The organism is Paenibacillus polymyxa (genome assembly GCF_018614975.1).
GTDB classification, from domain to species: Bacteria; Bacillota; Bacilli; order Paenibacillales; family Paenibacillaceae; genus Paenibacillus; species Paenibacillus polymyxa_E.
In genome coordinates this window covers 90,760-109,309 of the sequence record NZ_JAGGNR010000008.1, presented here as the reverse complement: position 1 = coordinate 109,309, position 18,550 = coordinate 90,760, and the positions used below count along the sequence as shown (strand labels likewise).

At 45.4% G+C, this 18,550-nt stretch carries 14 protein-coding genes; all 14 read left to right on the top strand.

The annotated features are described in order from the left end of the window. The first annotated feature begins 2 nt into the window (after nucleotides 1-2). The 14 genes from J7E78_RS03965 to J7E78_RS03900 all read left to right on the top strand — a co-directional run bounded on the left by J7E78_RS03965 (nucleotide 3) and on the right by J7E78_RS03900 (nucleotide 18,422). Nucleotides 3-2,804: an alpha-mannosidase gene (locus J7E78_RS03965; RefSeq protein WP_215075035.1), complete on the top strand. Its 2,802-nt coding sequence runs from the start codon at nucleotides 3-5 to the stop codon at nucleotides 2,802-2,804. 357 nt (nucleotides 2,805-3,161) lie between these two features. Then, nucleotides 3,162-3,752 carry a TetR/AcrR family transcriptional regulator gene (locus J7E78_RS03960; protein WP_251034807.1) on the top strand — a complete coding sequence of 197 codons (591 nt, stop codon included), beginning with the start codon at nucleotides 3,162-3,164 and terminating at the stop codon, nucleotides 3,750-3,752. 82 nt (nucleotides 3,753-3,834) lie between these two features. Beyond that, a complete protein-coding gene (locus J7E78_RS03955) occupies nucleotides 3,835-5,205 on the top strand; it encodes an MFS transporter (protein ID WP_215075034.1) in 1,371 nt (456 codons plus the stop codon). Nucleotides 5,206-5,460: 255 nt separating this feature from the next. Then, nucleotides 5,461-6,465 (top strand): Gfo/Idh/MocA family protein, encoded by a 1,005-nt coding sequence (locus J7E78_RS03950; RefSeq protein WP_215075033.1) that lies wholly within the window; start codon nucleotides 5,461-5,463, stop codon nucleotides 6,463-6,465. A 24-nt stretch (nucleotides 6,466-6,489) separates the two neighbouring features. Continuing rightward, nucleotides 6,490-7,413, top strand: coding sequence for a helix-turn-helix domain-containing protein (locus J7E78_RS03945; protein WP_251034806.1), 924 nt, complete (start codon nucleotides 6,490-6,492; stop codon nucleotides 7,411-7,413). Between the two features lie 12 nt (nucleotides 7,414-7,425). After that, nucleotides 7,426-8,523, top strand: coding sequence for a Gfo/Idh/MocA family protein (locus tag J7E78_RS03940; RefSeq protein ID WP_215075032.1), 1,098 nt, complete (start codon nucleotides 7,426-7,428; stop codon nucleotides 8,521-8,523). 183 nt (nucleotides 8,524-8,706) lie between these two features. Next, the gene (locus J7E78_RS03935) at nucleotides 8,707-10,134 is read left to right on the top strand and encodes a VanZ family protein (RefSeq protein WP_215075031.1); all 1,428 of its coding nucleotides are present in this window, start codon (nucleotides 8,707-8,709) and stop codon (nucleotides 10,132-10,134) included. Between the two features lie 288 nt (nucleotides 10,135-10,422). Beyond that, a complete protein-coding gene (locus J7E78_RS03930; RefSeq protein WP_215075030.1) occupies nucleotides 10,423-11,175 on the top strand; it encodes a FadR/GntR family transcriptional regulator in 753 nt (250 codons plus the stop codon). Next, nucleotides 11,172-12,383 (top strand): M20 metallopeptidase family protein, encoded by a 1,212-nt coding sequence (locus J7E78_RS03925; protein ID WP_215075029.1) that lies wholly within the window; start codon nucleotides 11,172-11,174, stop codon nucleotides 12,381-12,383. Before J7E78_RS03930 ends, J7E78_RS03925 begins: the two co-directional genes overlap by 4 nt. Then, the gene (locus tag J7E78_RS03920) at nucleotides 12,380-13,939 is read left to right on the top strand and encodes an ABC transporter substrate-binding protein (protein WP_215075028.1); all 1,560 of its coding nucleotides are present in this window, start codon (nucleotides 12,380-12,382) and stop codon (nucleotides 13,937-13,939) included. Before J7E78_RS03925 ends, J7E78_RS03920 begins: the two co-directional genes overlap by 4 nt. Nucleotides 13,940-14,045: 106 nt before the next feature. Next, nucleotides 14,046-14,963, top strand: coding sequence for an ABC transporter permease (locus tag J7E78_RS03915; protein WP_215075027.1), 918 nt, complete (start codon nucleotides 14,046-14,048; stop codon nucleotides 14,961-14,963). A gap of 16 nt (nucleotides 14,964-14,979) precedes the next feature. Beyond that, nucleotides 14,980-15,909 (top strand): ABC transporter permease, encoded by a 930-nt coding sequence (locus J7E78_RS03910; protein ID WP_215075026.1) that lies wholly within the window; start codon nucleotides 14,980-14,982, stop codon nucleotides 15,907-15,909. Between the two features lie 21 nt (nucleotides 15,910-15,930). Then, nucleotides 15,931-17,949: a S9 family peptidase gene (locus tag J7E78_RS03905; protein ID WP_215075025.1), complete on the top strand. Its 2,019-nt coding sequence runs from the start codon at nucleotides 15,931-15,933 to the stop codon at nucleotides 17,947-17,949. Further along, complete coding sequence (locus tag J7E78_RS03900) at nucleotides 17,946-18,422, top strand: hypothetical protein (protein WP_215075024.1); 477 nt, start codon at nucleotides 17,946-17,948, stop codon at nucleotides 18,420-18,422. The genes J7E78_RS03905 and J7E78_RS03900 overlap by 4 nt, the downstream gene beginning before the upstream one ends. The last annotated feature ends 128 nt before the right edge of the window (nucleotides 18,423-18,550 follow it).

The window sequence follows — 18,550 nt, the reverse complement described above, 5'->3', positions numbered from 1 at the left end:
ACATGACAACCCAAAAGACGGCACATCTTATCTCGCATACTCATTGGGACCGAGAATGGTATATGCCTTATGAACACCATCATGTACTGCTCATTGAGCTGATGGATAAATTGCTGGACACGCTTGATCAGGACCCGGAATATCGCTATTTCCATCTGGATGGGCAGACGATTATTCGTGAAGATTATTTGCAAGTTCGGCCCGAACAGCAGGAGAGGCTTGATCGATATATTCGTGAAGGACGCATCCATTTTGGTCCATGGTATGTGTTACAGGATGAGTTTCTGACCAGCAGCGAGGCCAACTTGCGTAATCTGCTCATCGGTCATCGTGATGCTCGCCCATTGGGTGTGATATCCAAGACGGGATACTTTCCAGACTCGTTCGGAAATATGGGACAAGCTCCGCAGATTCTGCAACAGGCGGACATTCATAACGCGATCTTTGGGCGTGGAGTGAAGCCTACGGGATTCAATAATGCGGTGGTTGATGCAGACAGTTACGAATCTCCCTATTCCGAGATGATCTGGCGTTCGCCGGATGGTTCGGAAGTGCTCGGCATTTTGTTCGCAAATTGGTACTGCAATGGGATGGAAGTTCCGGTTGATCCAGAGAAAGCTCGAGTATATTGGGATAAAAATCTGGCGGATGCCGAGAGGTTCGCCTCGACTCCACATCTGTTGTTCATGAATGGTTGTGATCACCAGCCGATCCAGACGGATCTGCCTGAAGCTTTACGTACGGCTGCTGCGTTGTATCCTGAAGTGGAATTTATCCACTCCAATTTTGACGATTACATTGAGGCGGTTACGAAAAATGTGCCTGAGCATCTGGCGACCATTGAGGGCGAGCTTCGCAGTCAACACACGGATGGTTGGGGAACACTGGTGAATACGGCATCCGCACGGGTGTATCTGAAACAGTTGAACCAGCAGGGGCAGACGTTGCTTGAAAAAGTAGCCGAACCCCTGGCCGCCATGGCTCATATAGCCGGGGTAAAAGATTATCCGCACCATCTGTTGACACATGCCTGGAAGATGCTGATGCAGAACCACCCGCATGATAGTATCTGCGGATGCAGTGTCGATGAGGTTCACCGTGAGATGGTGACCCGCTTTGCCAAGAGCAGACAGCTTGCAGAGAAATTGGTTTCGCAAAGCGCTCAGGCCATTGCAGATTCTATTCGTGTGCAGCCATCTGAAGTCTGGGGCGAGGATGCCGTCCTTTTCACCGTGTTCAACACGAGTGGATGGAATCGCAACGGGATCATTGAGATGGACCTGATTGTGGACAAAGTATTTTTCCCAGAAGGTCCCAGTCCGCAGGCACTAGCGCAGAAAGTGGAAAAAGATGCACTGCCAGCGTATCAGCTGGTCGATTCGGATGGACACACGTATTCGGCAGAAATCAAGGATCTGGGTGCACATTTTGGCTATGAACTTCCCAAGGACCGCTTCCGACAGCCTTATATGGCTCGTAAAGTAAGAGTGACTTTCCAGGCGGTGGATGTACCTTCGCTAGGTTATAAGACATATGCTCTCATTCCCGTTCAGAAGCAAACAGAGATTGCTGAGATTGCTGAAGTGCCCGATACGAGCGAACTCATCCAGGTTCAGGGAATGATGATGGAGAACGGTCATTTGCGGGTGACGATTGAAGAGAACGGAACGGCAACAATTGAAGATAAGGTCTCTGGTGCTGTATACAGGGGATTAAATGCTTATGAGAACACCGGTGATATTGGCAATGAATACGTATATCGTCAGCCTGAGGGAGAAACCACTCTAACGACAGAGCATCTGAAGGCAGACCTGCGGATCGTGGAGCAGTCTCCGTATCGAGCGGTTATGGAGAGTGTACTACGCTGGGATATTCCTGCTGGAGCGGACGAACTGTTCGAGCTGGAAAAGCGACAGATGGTTCCTTTTACAGAACGGAAGGCGCAGCGAGTCGAGAAGACCGTTTCATTGGTAATTAAGACAACGTATACGCTGGAAGCGTGCAGTAACATGGTCAAGGTAAAGTCTGACTTTGACAATCAGGCCAAGGATCATCGACTGCGCGCACTCTTTCCGTCCGGACTGGAGACAAAGGAACATTATGCAGATTCCATTTTTGAAGTGGTCAAACGTTCCAATACACCGGCCAAAGAATGGGTGAATCCGAGTAATGCGCAGCATCAGCAAGCGTTTGTACATGTGAGCGATGGTGATCATGGATTGATGATTGCAAACAAAGGGCTGAATGAATACGAGATTTTGCAGCATGAAGAAGGCAGTACGATTGCAGTTACGCTGCTGCGTGCCTCTTCGGAACTGGGAGATTGGGGTGTGTTTGAAACGCCGGAAGCCCAATGTCTGGGACCTCAGAGTGTGGAATATGCGATTATTCCATTTGCAGGCGATGCTGCGCAGTCAGGGGCATGTGCATCCGCATATGTCTATCCAATTCCGTGGACGACCGTCCAGCTAGGGGCATTAGCACGCACGTTTGAGCGGGAAGGTCATGTCGGAGCTGATGGGCACAAGGTTGAACTACCTGTATCGAAGCAATGGTTGGCGTGGAATGCACACAGTTCGACACTAGCCTTCTCCACATTGAAGATCGCAGAGGAAACCGGAGATTTGATTGCTCGCTGGTATAATCTGAACTCCGAACCTGTTGAATTGAACGTACAGCCTGGATTCGAATGTTCCTCTATTTACGAGAGCGATGTGCTGGAACGGGTTAAGGACACGTTGGAGGGGCACAGCCAGATGGTATCTGGATACAAGATTGTTACACAAGGGTATGCGTCACGTTGAGTTGATTATTGAACATCATAACTATAGAAACCTCCTGTTCACGTTATTGTGGACAGGAGGTTTTTGGATGTTTTCTTCTAATTGGGAATATATAATCAAAAATAGAATAAAAAAATATTGCAGTTTCATATTTAAATTTCGATTCCGTTTCCTCTACTATTTTCTAGCACAATTAGTCTGTCTATAGAGGCAAATTTAATTTCCTCGTATCTTTATTTCTTCAGAATTCAACCGAATTTCTCTCCTTGTATGGACTAATTATAATATGGTCTATTTTTGTTTGACAATTTTTCTGTCTTTAGATACTATAGCATAAACGACAGTGATCACTGACATTCTTTGAAAAGAGGAATCAAGTTGTCTAACAATACAAAATTAAGCAGCAAGGAGAAATTAATGACGGCTGCTATCGATTTAATTTCGAAAAAAGGTTATAGCTCTGTAACAACTCAAGAAATTGCCACTACTGCTGGTTTAAGTGAGAAAACATTATTTCGACAATTTGGGACGAAACAAAACTTATTAGAAACAGCTTTTGACCATTATCACTACTCAGAAGAAATGGCAAAGATATTTAATGAAAGGTTAGTATGGGATCTACAAACGGACTTGTTATTGATCTGTAGAACATATCATGAAATTATGAATCGTAATCGAAAAATGATTATGATTAGCTTAAAAGAAGAAGATAATTTACCTGGTTTCAGAGAACGAACAATAAAACATCCTCGTCAACTAATGGAGGTATTAACTAATTATTTCAAGGCCATGTATGGCAAAGGAAAGTTGATAGAAACGAATCCTGAATTACAAGCTTTTTCTTTCATGGCACTGAATTATGGTACGTTTATAAATCATCTAGATGAACGATCTAATTTTCCAACCCTCTCATTGGAAGATATAATTAAAGAGACTGTATGGATATTTTCTAGGGCGTTAACTCCCTAGTTTTTTTCAACAAAAATGACAGTAAGTACTGACTGTCATTCGGTTATTCATTCAATGCATACAAAGAATCGAGGAAAATGATATGAACACCAAAGCTGCTACAACAAATGAAACAGGCCCACTTTTACTGCGTGTGTTAGTCTTCACACTTATCATTTCAGTCATGAACGGAACCATGTTTAATGTGGTATTGCCAGTAATCAGCAAAGAATTCCAACTCACTGCATCACAAGTAACTTGGATTGTTTCAGGCTATTTGATTGTGTATGCGATAGGTACAGTTACCTATGGGAAACTGACAGATAAATTTAGTATTAAAAGTTTAATTACGTTTGGTCTGTTACTTCTGACAGTTGGATCTCTTGTGGGAGTAGTTGCTACACAATATTGGATGATCATCGTTGCACGTATCTTGCAAGCCGCTGGTGCGGCTGTGATACCTGCGTTGGCTATGATAATTCCTGTTCGTTTTTTTTCACCTGAGAAGCGTGGGCGCGCTTTGGGAACCTCTGCAATAGGTACGGCTCTTGGAGCAGCACTTGGTCCAATTATCGCGGGATTTGTCTCAAGTGCTTTAAATTGGAAATTTCTCTTTGTCATACCTCTGCTTTCTCTTATCACATTACCTTTGTATAGAAAGTATCTGGATGATGAGCCAGTGACAAACGAGAAGATTGATTACATTGGCGGAATTTTATTGGCAGGAACGGTTGCTACATTCTTACTCGCACTTACACAATCCAATATGTGGTTGTTAGTAACTGGATTAGTTATCCTAGTTTTGTTTATCATTCGAATTCGCTATGCTTCTGTCCCCTTTGTGAATCCAGCGATCTTTAAAAATAAACAATATTCTATAGGGATGGCGATTGCATTTGTATTAGTCGCTGTTGGATTCGGCATTCCATTCCTGACACCGCTCATGTTGTCGGATGTTAATGGTCTGTCACCTGCATCAATCGGGCTCATTATGTTACCTTCAGCTCTTATTACCGCCATTCTTGGACGTAAGGGTGGAAAATTAGCGGATGAGAAAGGGAATCCATTTCTACTGTATATCGCATCAACACTTCTTGCTGGAGGTTTCATTATTCTATCGTCAGTCGTGGGGATGTCACCTACGTATATTCAAATATTCCTTACCTTAGGTGTACTGGGTCAATCTTATATACAAATTGCTATGTCAAACACTATCTCACGAACTTTGCCCAAAGATGAGGTCGGAATCGGTATGGGATTGTTATCGATGTTTAACTTTATTGCAGCAGCAGTATCCACGACTGCGATTGGTAAGCTACTTGACGGTGGAGCAACTACTGTTCACTTTAATCCGTTTGTTCATGATAAGGTTGCTTTTGTGTACAGTAACATATTGCTGGCGCTGGCTTTAATAGTCGTTGTAATGGCAGTACTTTATTCTCTTCAATTTGGACGTAAATCCAACAATAAATAAACATCTTATTGGAATTGAAAGAATATCTTCTGTGGACTAGGCCCTAATGATCAGGCCAGTATACCATTCTGTGTAATAACGAGATTTATCATGCGATCTGCTTATGTACACGATTCCGATGTATAAACATCTAATAACAATTCATGTCGTGATTTTATACATTTATTGTCGTGAGTTTCTATTAAAAATAGATGAAGTCTGTGATAACTTATAGATAAATGTCAGAATATTATATAGTATGGAGGTAAGACAACAGTGACCATTCGAATTGGAAAAATTAGCTTGTGGCATGTTCACGCATGGGATTACATCAAGCAGGCACAGGAACATGAGGATACAGTCATCGCCGCTGTGTGGGATGACGATGCCAAGCGGGGGCAGGAAGCAGCTGAACATTTAAACGTACCGTTCTATGCTTCACTCGAAGATATGCTGGCCAAGGATGACATCGATGCCGTTATTGTAGATGCGCCAACCCGCATCCATGGAGAGGTGATCACGGCTGCTGCCAAGGCAGGCAAACACATTTTCACCGAGAAAGTGATTGCTTCGACACAGGCGGAAGCCAACAGAATCCTTGATGAGGTAAAGGCAAATAACGTCAAGATGACAGTTTCCTTACCACGTCTGAATGACGGGTATACATTAACGATTCAGGATGTACTTAACCAAGGATTACTTGGCAAAGTGACTTATGTTAGAGCGCGTTTATCGCATGATGGAGCAATTTCCAACTGGTTGCCTGAACACTTCTATGATCTGAAGGATTGTCAGGGCGGTGCACTGATTGATCTGGGCTGCCATCCAATGGTTCTCGCCAAACTGTTTCTGGGTCAGGAAGTAACAGCGGTTAATGCGAACTTCGGATATATTACAGGGAAAGAAGTGGAAGATAATGCTGTCGCAACCTTGTTCACGGATTCAGGAGCAGTCGGCGTTGTTGAAGCTGGTTTTGTGAACAGCCATTCTCCATTTACGATTGAGGTTCATGGTACGGAGGGTACACTTCTGTACGGAACACCCGAAGAAAAGCTGTTGATTCGCACGAAAGCAGCGCAGGGACAATATGATGACTGGACTGAAATTCCTTTGGCAGACAAAAGAGAAAGCGCATTCAATCAATGGGTTGCACATATACAGAATGATACGGATGCAATCGAAAACGTGCAGATCGCTATGGAGCTAACCCGGTTGATGGAAGCTGCGAATCTCTCTGCCAAAGAAGGGCGCAGAATTGCTCTGAATGAGTTAAAGAGCTAGGTTTTATTAAGGAGGTGTGCAGTCTTGAGCCTGTATCCTTATGAGAAAATGCTTGAACGGCAGGATCTCCTGGAGAGACTGGATATTCTAATGGTTTGGGGACATTATCAGATTCGTGTGATGCGATTTCATCTGACTTCTTTTCCAGCGGGCCGAGTTGTGGATTTCCATAATCATGCAGAGTTTGAGTTTCATTTTATCCCAAGAGGTAAAGGCAAAGTGATTCTCGATGATCAGACACATGCACTCTCGGAAGGTATGCTGTATTTGACTGGTCCGGGTGTCGTTCATTATCAGGAGGCTGATGCCAAAGAGGACATGGATGAACTATGTCTTCATGTGGATATCGTTCACAAGCCAAGGGAACATGTCGATCCCTGGGAAGCCGCTGAATCCGAGGAAACGATTGAAAAGCTGAGAACGCTTCCGCTTACTCCGGTGAATGATTATCATCGGGCGATGCATTGTTTTTTGGAAGCCTATGAGGCATGTGATCAGAAATTGTTAGGTTATTATACATCGATCAAGCAACTGGTCATCAGCATATTACTCAAAACCGTGCGAGCATACGACACCGGGGGGAATCGACCGGAAGCCCCTGTGCGGGATATGTCGGTGTATCGTTATGAGTATGCAGTGCAGTATATGGAGGCAAATCATCCTACAGTGGTCACGCTGGAGCATGTAGCTGAGAAACTACATATCAGCAGCAGACAATTGCAGCGAATCTTCTATCAAGTACAGCCGGAGATGCCGTTCAGCCGCGTACTGGAGGATATTCGTCTGCGCGCCGTGTGCCGCAATCTGGAGGAAAGTAACGTATCCATTGAACAGATTGCTCTTGCTTCAGGATTCAATAATGCCAACTATTTGCATGCTGTATTTCGCAAACGTCTGGGGATGACCCCGTCGGCTTTTCGTAAAATGAAACAACCAATACTTAAGTGAGGGTGAATATATATGAGTAAAGTATATCGTATCGGAATTATTGGCTGTGGTGGAATCGCGAATGGTAAACATCTGCCGAGTCTGAGTAAATTGGATCATGTTGAACTGGTGGCTTTCTGCGATATTGTTCAGGAACGTGCAGATGAAGCCAAGCAGAAATATGGCTCTACGGATGCTGAAGTCTACACCGATTATCAGGAATTGCTCAAGGATGAATCTCTGGATATTGTGCACGTGCTTACGCCGAATATTTCTCATGCCGAGATTTCCATTGCTGCCTTGGAAGCAGGCAAACATGTCATGTGTGAGAAGCCAATGGCAAAGACCTCTGCTGAAGCCCAGCTCATGCTGGAAGCCGCAGAGCGTACCGGCAAGAAACTGACCATCGGATACAACAACCGTTTTAGAGAAGACAGTCAATATTTGAAGAAGGTGTGCGAAGCGGGTGATCTGGGGAATATCTATTTTGCCAAAGCACATGCGATTAGACGTAGAGCAGTACCGACTTGGGGCGTTTTTCTGGATGAGGAGAAACAAGGTGGCGGTCCACTGATTGATATTGGTACGCACGCACTTGATCTGACGCTCTGGATGATGGATAATTATCAACCAAAAGTTGTGCTGGGTACGACCTATCATGAGCTTTCACAACGTGAAAATGCGGCCAATGCCTGGGGCCCGTGGGACCCAAAACAATTCTCCGTAGAGGACTCGGCCTTTGGCATGATTGTGATGGAGAATGGGGCAACGATCATGCTCGAATCCAGCTGGGCACTTAATTCACTGGATGTGGATGAGGCCAAATGCAGCTTGAGCGGCAGCGAAGCCGGTGCGGATATGAAGAACGGACTTCGCATCAATGGCGAGAAATTCAGCCGTCTGTATACTAACGAGATTGAACTGAGTGCAGGCGGGGTAGCTTTCTACGATGGTAAAAGCGAGAGCGCACCGGATGTCGAAATGAGAAAGTGGATTGAAGCAATTGAGAACGATCAGGAGCCGGTCGTTACACCAAAACAAGCGCTGGTTGTATCTCAGATCCTGGAAGCACTTTACGAATCTGCTCGCACAGGCAAGGCTGTGTACTTGAATAACGGTAGCAAAGCATAGAACAAACATAAACAATAGATTACAGAACCCTTTGTCCTGTTATTTGGGACAGAGGGTTTTTTGTTCATGCAATCTTACATTTTTGAAAGATTCGTGAAAGATAGATAAATAGGAGATAAAACCAACAGTAATTATACTTTAAACAAACAAGATGCTGACAATGAACAAATGGAGGGGTTACAAATGGATTTAATACAAGTTATAGGCAGATTATTACCTATCTTAGCTATTGCATTGGCCGCTGGAGTTGTTGTAATCGGTATTACTTATTCAGTATACATTGCATACAGGAAAAGAGGGGGGGAAAGAAGAATAACCAGTAGGCAATTTATAGCATCATTTTTGATCTTGGGTTGGTTTGTCATTGTCATGACATTAACCGCATTTAGCAGAGGAGCTAATTATGAGGGTTGGATCAATTTAGAGCTATTCAGTGGCTATATAAACGCATGGAATAAATGGTCGGTGAGCGAATTTCAACTCATCATTTTTAACATGTTGATGTTCGCACCACTCGGTTTCCTACTTCCGCATATCGGAATGAAAACGCGTCACGTTAAGCCCGTGTTACTCATATCGCTGTTGGTAACGCTGGGTATCGAAATTTTTCAGATGATCACCGGCAGGGGAATATTTGAACTTGATGATATTCTTCATAATACAATCGGGAGTATTGCAGGATATTTGTTGATGAGAGCGATCCTCGACATTATTGAGCAAAGAAGGATCACCGTAAGGTTACTATTGAAGGCACTCTGCATACCACTAGTTTTTACGCTGCTTTTTTCTAGTGCTTTTATGATCTATTACAACAAAGAACTTGGTAATCTCTCCATACGTCCAGCTATTTCTCAAAATATGAATCAAGTCAAAATAACATTTAACACAAAGTTACCGGATGAGGCCGAGAAAGTGTCTCTTTATCGCAGCAGTGAAATTCACAACATGGAATATGCCAAACGAGTTTCCTCTTTAATGAAGGATTATTTTGGATTACATCAGAAAGGTAGCATATCTATTGATGGATACAACCGAGTTTGGAGTTTTGTTGACAATGCAGGGAGAGAATATACATTTAATTATGACGTAAATAGCGGTACATGGTCGTTGTCATCGAATATCGAAGCAAGCACTCCTGTAGAGCCGGAAGATTTAATCAAACAAGGACAAGAGTATGGCGGTTGGTTGATTCAGAATGACTTATTGTCTCAGAAAGCGATATTCAGCACACAAAATGGAGACACGGTTCGATGGGATATCAGAAAAACAGTTACAGATGTGGCGAAGGGTGACCGCGATTATGATACCGGACTGATTATGATTGTCCCATCAGCAGAATCAATGGTTCCGCAGAATTTATTTTATTCAATGAATGAAAATATTTATGTACGAGTGGTTGATATTATCAGTCCGGCTGAGGCATACGAAGAAATTCTCAAGGGGAACTTTTCGATCTATAACAACTTAAAAAAAGGGGACGAACTAAATGTGAACAAGTATGAACTGACTTACACTTATGATTCAAAAGGTTATTATCAGCCAGTTTATCAATTCGAAGGAGAGGTCGATGGAGTGAATTGGAATGCTTTGATCCCAGCAGTAATGAATTGATTTCAGCTTCTACGTGCCTTGATGAAGCATAGACAGCAGCTCCTGCTTCAATGAAGATATGGAACTGATAAAGGTTGTTCTGTCATCGTAATGACCCATGTAAATAACAAAGGAGAAGATGCTTCTGCCAAATGCAGATGCGTCTTTTTTTTTGTACCAAAATGCTTCAATTTGGAGGTGGTGAGAAAAAAATATGAATGTACTCGAAAAAAAAGTATTGCATATAAGTTTAGTCGGAATTATATTAATGGTATAAGGTCTAGACCATATACAGATCGGAGTGTTTAGATGTCCAGTACGTTTTCATTTCGTTTTGAGAAAGTATCCACCAAAAAGGTTAGTGAATTCATTAGAGAACAACTGGAAGAAGCCATTATTTTGAAAGAATTGATGAGTGAAGAACAGCTTCCAGCCGAGCGGGATCTGGCAGAGATTTTTAATGTAAGCCGCATTACCGTTCGCGAGGCACTCTCTTCACTGGAAGACAAAGGATTGATTGAGAAACGGGTGGGTGCCAAAGGCGGTACATTTGTATTGCCTCTGACAGCCAATTCGCATAAGCGCACGAGAGAGGAAATTAAACGGGATTGGTCACAGATGCTGAAGGTGTTTGAATATCGAACCATCATCGAACCAGAGGGGGCTTTTCTGGCCGCTGAGCGGATCACCGCAGGCGAACTGGAACTGCTAGAAGGCTATATGGAACAAAGTATAGAGCCAGAGTGTACAAGGGAATGGTTCAGGGCGCTGGATGTGAAATTCCATCTGACCATCGCCAAAGCGTCTGGCAATCCGTATTGCGAGAGAGCCGTCAGACAAATCCGGACCAAAATTAATCCCGCGCTGGACTTGATGCCTTATGATGACCGGATACGTTCCGTCAATCACGGTGTACATATGGAGATTCTTGAAGCACTGAAAGCACATGACAGGTTCAAGTCCCGGGAGACGATGAAAAGACATATCGAATTCTCGGCTGACGCGATCTATGCCCGTTTGGTTTCTGAATCGGATGAAAATGAAGGGAATGACAGCGAATGAATCGTTCAGAACTAATACAGCTGGCTCAGCCACTGCAAGCCCAGTTAAGCGCTTGGCGCAGAGATTTACATCGGCATCCGGAAATCGGTTATGAGGAGCATCGAACATCCTCCATCGTAGCCGAGCATCTGGAAAGCCTGGGACTCGAAGTTACACGGAATGTAGGAAAGACCGGGGTTACAGGCCTGCTTCGCGGAGAGACAGATGGACCAACCTTTGCCTTGCGGGCAGACATGGATGCCTTGCCAATTCAGGATCAGAAAGCGGTGGAATACCGCTCGCAAGCAGAAGGCAAAGCGCATTTATGTGGACATGACGCTCACACCTCCATCCTGATGGGAGCAGCCCAACTGCTTACTGGCCTTGGAAGACCAAAATCAGGCAACATCAAATTCATTTTCCAGCCAGCAGAAGAGGGACTTGCAGGGGCAAGAGCCATGATCCAGGACGGTGTTCTGGAGAATCCGAAGGTTGATGCCATCGCAGGATTACACATGACCCCTGGACAGAACACGGGAACCTTGGGTGTAAGTCAGGGCGTTGCGTTTGCATCAGCTGATCCTTTGATTATCAAGATCCTTGGTAAGGGGGGACATGCTGCTCGTCCGCATGAGGGCATTGACGCGATTGCGGTATCCGCTCAGGTCATCACCGCATTGCAGAATATCGTCAGTCGGATGGTCGATCCGCTTGAACCCGCTGTAGTCACGATTGGCAAAATCACCGGAGGTTATATGGGAACAGCCATTGCTCCGGAAGTGGAGATGATCGGTACGGTTCGTACACTCTCACCTGCCATTCGTGAACGGATGCCAGCTTTGATCGAGCAGGTTGTTAAAGGGGTCTGTGATTCTTTCGGAGCAGGATACGAAGTCGTCTACGGCGATGGATACCCTGTTGTTGTGAATGATCTCGGCATGGTTGACCTGTTAACAGAGACTTGTGATCAGGTTAATGCGGAGAAGGGATGGAGCTATATCAAACCCTCCACAGGGGGCGAGGATTTCGCTTTTTATTGTGAACAGATTCCAGGTGTGTTTTTCAGACTAGGATCTGGTAATGATGAGGAACGTACTCGTTATCCACTCCACCATCCCATGTTTGATCTCGATGAGACAGCGATGCCTTATGGTGTGGGCATGCTGTCTGCAGTAGCACTTGAATTTTTGGCAAGGAATACAACAACTAAGGGGGAGCAATCACAATGAAAAAAAGACAATGGACAGGCTTGTGGATCACGTTACTGGCAATCGTAATGGTGCTCAGCGCCTGCGGTGGAAAAACGACAAGCACAGATGACAATACCGCAACAGAAGGAACGGGCAGTGCAAGTACAACACTGACCGTTGCTGCAGCAACAGACATTGAGAGTTTCGATCCGCACAACAACAACAATACTTCCAGTGAGGCGGTTCTGGTCAACGTTTTTGATTATCTGATCAAAAATGACAGTGAACAGAAAAAAGTAGCAGGACTTGCGACCTCATGGGATCAGGTAGATGATACAACATGGAGATTCAAGCTGCGTGAAGGTGTGACCTTCCACAATGGCGATCCATTCACTTCAGCAGATGTAAAATACACGCTGGAGCGCGTAGCCAAGGACGAGACACTGAAACAAAACAGTTATTTCAAAAATATCGTAGAAGTTAAAGTGGTGGATGACTATACCGTAGACATTATCACAGATGGTCCAGATCCGCTCTTGCTGAATCGTTTATCCAAAATGGGAGCTGGCATTCTGCCAGCAAAATATATTGCGGATAAAGGATTCGATGCTTTCCTGAAACAACCGGTAGGCACTGGCCCTTACAAGTTCAGTAAATGGACCAAAGATGATCGTGTGGAACTGGTGAAAAACGAGAGCTACTTCGACGGTGAACCAAAATGGAATGAAGTGGTATTCCGCGTTATCCCTGAAGCCTCCACACGTGTATCCGAATTGCTTGCTGGTGGTGTAGATGTGGCATCTTCCATTCCGTCCACTGACATTGCCCGGATCGAAGGCGAAGCAGATAAAAAGATTGTCAAAGCGCCAATCCAGCGTGTGCTTCAGTTGATCTTCCGTCAGACAGAAGGCAGCATCACGGCTGATCCGAAAGTACGTGAAGCAATTGACCTGGCGATTGACAAACAAGGAATTGTGGACAGCATTGCTGGCGGAGCAGGTATTGTAACCCGCACATCCGTAACACCAGGCAACTTTGGTGCTGATCCTTCATTGTACAAAACGTCACTCTATGACCTGGAAAAAGCAAAACAATTGCTGCAAGAAGCTGGCTATGCAGAAGGTGAAGCCGAGATGACGATCTCCGTTTCCGCACAATACAAAGAACAAGCTGAAGTTGTTGCAGCGATGCTGGAACAAGCAGGATTCAAAATTAACCTGGATGTCCTCGAAGCAAGTGCATTCAGTGAACGTTACAGCTCCAAATCATTCAAAGAAATCTTCATGATTGGTATCGGCAACTCCTTGTTCGACGCTTCGAATAACTACAATCGTTATATGTTGGAAGAAGCCAAAGGCGAGTCGGATTACAACAATCCTGAAGTAGAAAAACTGCTTCAATCTGCATTGGTGAACATGGACCCAGCGGCTCGTGAGAAAGAGTATCAGCAAGTACAGCAGATCTTCTCTGAAGAACGCCCAGCCGTATATCTGTACCAAATGGAAGGTGTATACGGAACAAATGCTAAAGTGAACTTCGCGCCGCGCAGTGACGAGATGTTCTATGCTGACGAGATTACACCTGTTGCACAGTAACATCGAGTATAACAACCGGTCATTGCAAAGATAAGGCCGTGAACGGCAGGGACTGGATAACCATGTTCCTGCCGTTCTTTTTCTTAACAAGGGAGGTGAACAAGGAATGGGCAAATACGTACTTAAGTCATTACTACAGATCATTCCGGTACTGTTCATTGTTTCATTAATTGTGTTCATTTTGGTTCGAGTCACCGGTGATCCGGTTGCGCTAATGTTGCCCGAAACGGCTACCGCTGAAGATCGTGCTGTCTTGACTCAGGCACTCGGTTTGGACCAGCCATTATATACGCAATACGTGAAGTTTCTGGGCAGTGCGATACAGGGAGATTTTGGTCAGTCTTTTCGCTATAATCAGCCTGCATTAGAGCTTGTGCTGGAGAGATTGCCTGCCAGCTTTGAACTGGCGGTAGCCGCCATGTTCTTTGCTGTACTTATGGCTGTGCCGCTTGGGGTCATTTCGGCTGTGAAACGCAATACGTTTACCGATCTCATCATTTCAGGAATATCCGTCATTGGTAAGGCGATGCCAAACTTCTGGATGGGGATTATGCTTATCCTCTTGTTCTCCGTCATGTTGGGGGTATTGCCGGTATCTGGTCGCGGAGGATTGTCCCATCTGATCTTACCGGCATTTACACTCGGCGTTGGACTGGCTGCGCAGATGACCCGTCTGATTCGCTCCAGCATGCTGGAGATTCTGAATCAGGACTATATTCGAACAGCCCGCAGCAAGGGGCTTGGCCGAATGGTTGTCATTGGGAAACATGCATTTCGGAATGGATTGATTCCGGTCGTGACGATTATGAGTTTGCAGTTTACAAGTCTGATCGGGGGGACCTTGATTACGGAAACGGTATTCTCCTGGCCTGGACTGGGTCAATTGCTGGTCGTTGCAGTCAACACACATGATATGGCGATTGTACAGGCAGCGGTGTTTGTCATTGCCGTTATCGTGGTAGTAACCAATATCTTGACGGATGTAGCCTATAGGTTACTTGATCCGCGCATCAAATACGACTAGAAGGAGGTGCAATCATATGACAGGCAGCAATGATATGCCAATTCCGGGTACAGAACAGGAACAAGACAATGGGCGTGCACCAACGGGATCTCGTTATATCTGGCAACAACTGATCATCAGCAAGACCGGAATGTTTGGTGCTGTGCTTGTATTGTTGGTTGTGTTAATTGCCATAGGTGCACCTCTATTGACGAGTCATGATCCGGCAGCGGTTAATCCGCTGAACCGACTTAAACCACCAGCGTGGCTTGAGGGCGGAACGGCCGAATACTGGCTGGGTACCGATAATCTCGGCAGAGACATGTGGAGTCGAATTGTATATGGTGCCCGAGTTTCCTTAATCGTGGGGATGGGTGCCGTGATTGTGTCAGGAATCATTGGCGCCATTCTGGGGCTGATATCCGGATTCTACGGGAAATGGCTGGATGCCGTCATCATGCGTGTAGGTGATGCCTTCATGGCGATTCCAACCATTCTGTTCATGCTTGTTGTGATGGCGATTGTTGGCCCGGGTATTACAACGTTGATTTTTGTCATCGGGGTGACGAACTGGGTTCCATTCACCCGTGTGGTAAGAAGTGAGGTTCTTAGTATCAAAGAGCGGGATTTTGTTCATGCGGCCAGATCGATTGGCGCGAAGAATGGAAGATTGATTCTGAAACACATTCTGCCGAATATCCTTTCATCCTTTATCGTAATCTGTGGTATGAATGTCGGCACAACGATTATTATGGAAGCTTCACTCAGTTTCCTGGGTCTGGGTATCAAACCACCCGATGTATCCTGGGGAGGGATGCTCAGTGATGGCAGACAATACGTTGCAACAAGCTGGTGGGTCGCTACATTCCCGGGACTAGCCATTACATTTACCGTACTCGGTGTTATTTTCCTTGGAGATTGGCTGCGTGATGTGCTTGATCCACGTACGGAGACAGCTCATAAATAAACGGAGAAGGGAGCCATCAATATGAATCAAAGACCAATTATGCCGGAGGATCTAGTTCACTATCGTTGGATAAGTCAGCCGGTGATTAGTCCTAACGGACAAGTGGCTTATGTGGAACAGACCATAGATCAGGATAAAAACGAATATAACACGCAAATTCGAGGAATTTCGCTCGATGGTAATGACGATATTGCACTTTCGGATGGCACGAGGGATTCCTCACCTGCTTGGTCGCCGGATGGCACACAGCTCACATTCATTCGCTCCGTGGATGGGGGTAAGGGATTATGGACGCTCCATTCAAATCAAAAAGAGCCGGTCATGCTGATATCTCCCGCACGTAAAATTTCGAGTTATATCTGGTCGCCAAACGGGCAGTATATTGCATTTACCAGCAAGGTGCAACCGGAGGACCAACAGAAGAAAGCTGACGCCGACCAGGAGCCACCACCTGTGCTGCGAGGTAAAGTCTTTGAGCGTACAACGCCGAAGGCGGAAGGGGCTGGCTGGTGGGATGGACAATACAGCCATTTGTTTGTATATGAGATCAAAAGCGGGGAAATCACGCAGGTGACTTCCGGGCTATGGAATATCAGTGCTCCGGCATGGTCGCCAGATAGCAAGCAGCTTTCTTTCATTTCGAAGCAAGTAGAGGATGAGCAGCTTGATGCAGATTTGCTGTACTTTACAGATATATACAGCGTTCGATTGGGAGAACGTGATCTCTTCAAAGTGACGGATTCCAGTCTGGCGATAAGCCAGTTCTCCTATTCGTCCGACGGGCAGCAGCTGATCCTGATCGCCAGTGATCGTGAGTATGGAAGTGGGAGCCACAACAGCTTATACGCTGTCCCCGTTCATCGGGGGGAACCCAGGATAATTGCACCTCAATTAGATATGCAGATGGGTAACGCAGCACTGGGGGATATGAAGTCAGCAAGTCCATCTCCTTCTCCGATCTCGGATTTCCGTCATCCGGAACGTGGTGTATATGTGCTCGGGACGCATAACGGAAATGTGGATGTGTACCGCATTCAAGATAATGGAGAGTGTCAATCTGTTACGGGCGATGGTGAGAAGGATGTGTATCAGTATACCTTAACACTAGATGGTACGTCGCTGGTTATCGCTGCGTTGACTACTGAACATCCTGGAGAGTTATATCGCGTGGATATCGACAGTGGCGAGATGTTCAGACTCACCCATCGAAATGACGAATTCATGGCCGAATTAGCCATAAATGTGCCTGTTCGTGTTGAGTTTACCTCTTCAGATGGATGGCCGATTCAAGGTTGGTTAGCCACACCGGCAGTAAGCGCATCCAATGGGAAGCTGCCATTGATTTTGCAGATTCATGGTGGACCCCACGCAATGTATACGGGAACATACAGTCATGAGATGCAGACACTCGTTGCGCAAGGGTACGCTGTGCTGTGGATCAATCCTCGCGGAAGTATGGGATACGGTCAGGAGTTTGCCAGAGCTTGCCGTGGCGACTTTGCCGGAGGGGATTACAGGGATCTGATGGAAGCTGTTGATTATGCCCTGGCTACCTATGATTTCCTTGATGCATCACGTCTGGGTGTGGCAGGTGGCAGTTATGGCGGGGTGATGACCAACTGGATCGTTGCGCATACACATCGCTTCAAGGCTGCTGTAACCCAACGCTCTATCTCCAACTGGTTGTCCATGTATGGAACGAGCGATATCGGAATTTCCTATGTCGAGGGCGTCATTGGGGGCAATCCGGCAGAAAATGCTGAATTCTTGTGGTCCCGCTCACCTCTTGCCCATGCACATCACATTGAAACGCCACTTCTGATCATGCACGGAGAGCAGGATTATCGGACACCAATTGCGCAAGCGGAGGAATTGTATACCACATTAAAACGATACGGTAAAAAGACCAAACTGATTCGTTATCCGGGCTCCAATCACAGCTTGCTCAAAAGCGGTAAACCTTCACTTCGGATCGATAGTTTTGAACAGGTGAATGCCTGGTTCAATCAGTATCTCGGTAAAGAGGAGGGTGAGCAATGAGTCGGACGCAGCTGTCCATTCCTGTAGGCCTTCTTGTAGAGAATGTTCTGACAAGTGGGGCACCTGAAGAAGTAATTATTGAATGGTTACAACGTCGAGACTACTCCCAGTTGCTGCCTCTGGTTAAGGAATCCGCGATGGATTTTGATGAAAGACTGCAGACAGCAGCTGATATCGGAGACGATTGGGAAAAGGCGATACGTCATGGTTATGAATTCAAGTTTTTGCATATTAACGGGTTGAAGCGATTAATCGATTTCCGGTTTGATCGTAAGGTGGGTCGGGATTACGTTCAAGATGAACTGTCACTGAAGCATATTCAACTGACCGCACAAGAGATTAAATTGCTGCAATCGTTAATTGGCAGGCAGTGGCTCGTGCAAGCAGAAGAAACAGAGGCAGCAGCAGAAGTTAGAGAAGAAAGTGAGTTATCCTCCCGCATTCCTGTCCGTATTCAATTGAAATTCCCATAATATGACCAGAAGAAGCCGCGATGATCGCGGTTTTTTGGTATGTACAGGTAGAAATGTGGATGACTAAATTCAAAAGTTGAAATCGGTCTTTATATGATTTATATTTATATTAAATGATATGATTATCT

What these genes read in the sequence shown, in the direction of transcription:
- J7E78_RS03965 (WP_215075035.1), top strand. Translation starts at nt 3, where the DNA reads ATGACAACCCAAAAGACGGCACATCTTATCTCGCATACTCATTGGGAC.
- J7E78_RS03955 (WP_215075034.1), top strand. Translation starts at nt 3,835, where the DNA reads ATGAACACCAAAGCTGCTACAACAAATGAAACAGGCCCACTTTTACTG.
- J7E78_RS03940 (WP_215075032.1), top strand. Translation starts at nt 7,426, where the DNA reads ATGAGTAAAGTATATCGTATCGGAATTATTGGCTGTGGTGGAATCGCG.
- J7E78_RS03935 (WP_215075031.1), top strand. Translation starts at nt 8,707, where the DNA reads ATGGATTTAATACAAGTTATAGGCAGATTATTACCTATCTTAGCTATT.
- J7E78_RS03930 (WP_215075030.1), top strand. Translation starts at nt 10,423, where the DNA reads ATGTCCAGTACGTTTTCATTTCGTTTTGAGAAAGTATCCACCAAAAAG.
- J7E78_RS03925 (WP_215075029.1), top strand. Translation starts at nt 11,172, where the DNA reads ATGAATCGTTCAGAACTAATACAGCTGGCTCAGCCACTGCAAGCCCAG.
- J7E78_RS03920 (WP_215075028.1), top strand. Translation starts at nt 12,380, where the DNA reads ATGAAAAAAAGACAATGGACAGGCTTGTGGATCACGTTACTGGCAATC.
- J7E78_RS03915 (WP_215075027.1), top strand. Translation starts at nt 14,046, where the DNA reads ATGGGCAAATACGTACTTAAGTCATTACTACAGATCATTCCGGTACTG.
- J7E78_RS03910 (WP_215075026.1), top strand. Translation starts at nt 14,980, where the DNA reads ATGACAGGCAGCAATGATATGCCAATTCCGGGTACAGAACAGGAACAA.
- J7E78_RS03905 (WP_215075025.1), top strand. Translation starts at nt 15,931, where the DNA reads ATGAATCAAAGACCAATTATGCCGGAGGATCTAGTTCACTATCGTTGG.
- J7E78_RS03900 (WP_215075024.1), top strand. Translation starts at nt 17,946, where the DNA reads ATGAGTCGGACGCAGCTGTCCATTCCTGTAGGCCTTCTTGTAGAGAAT.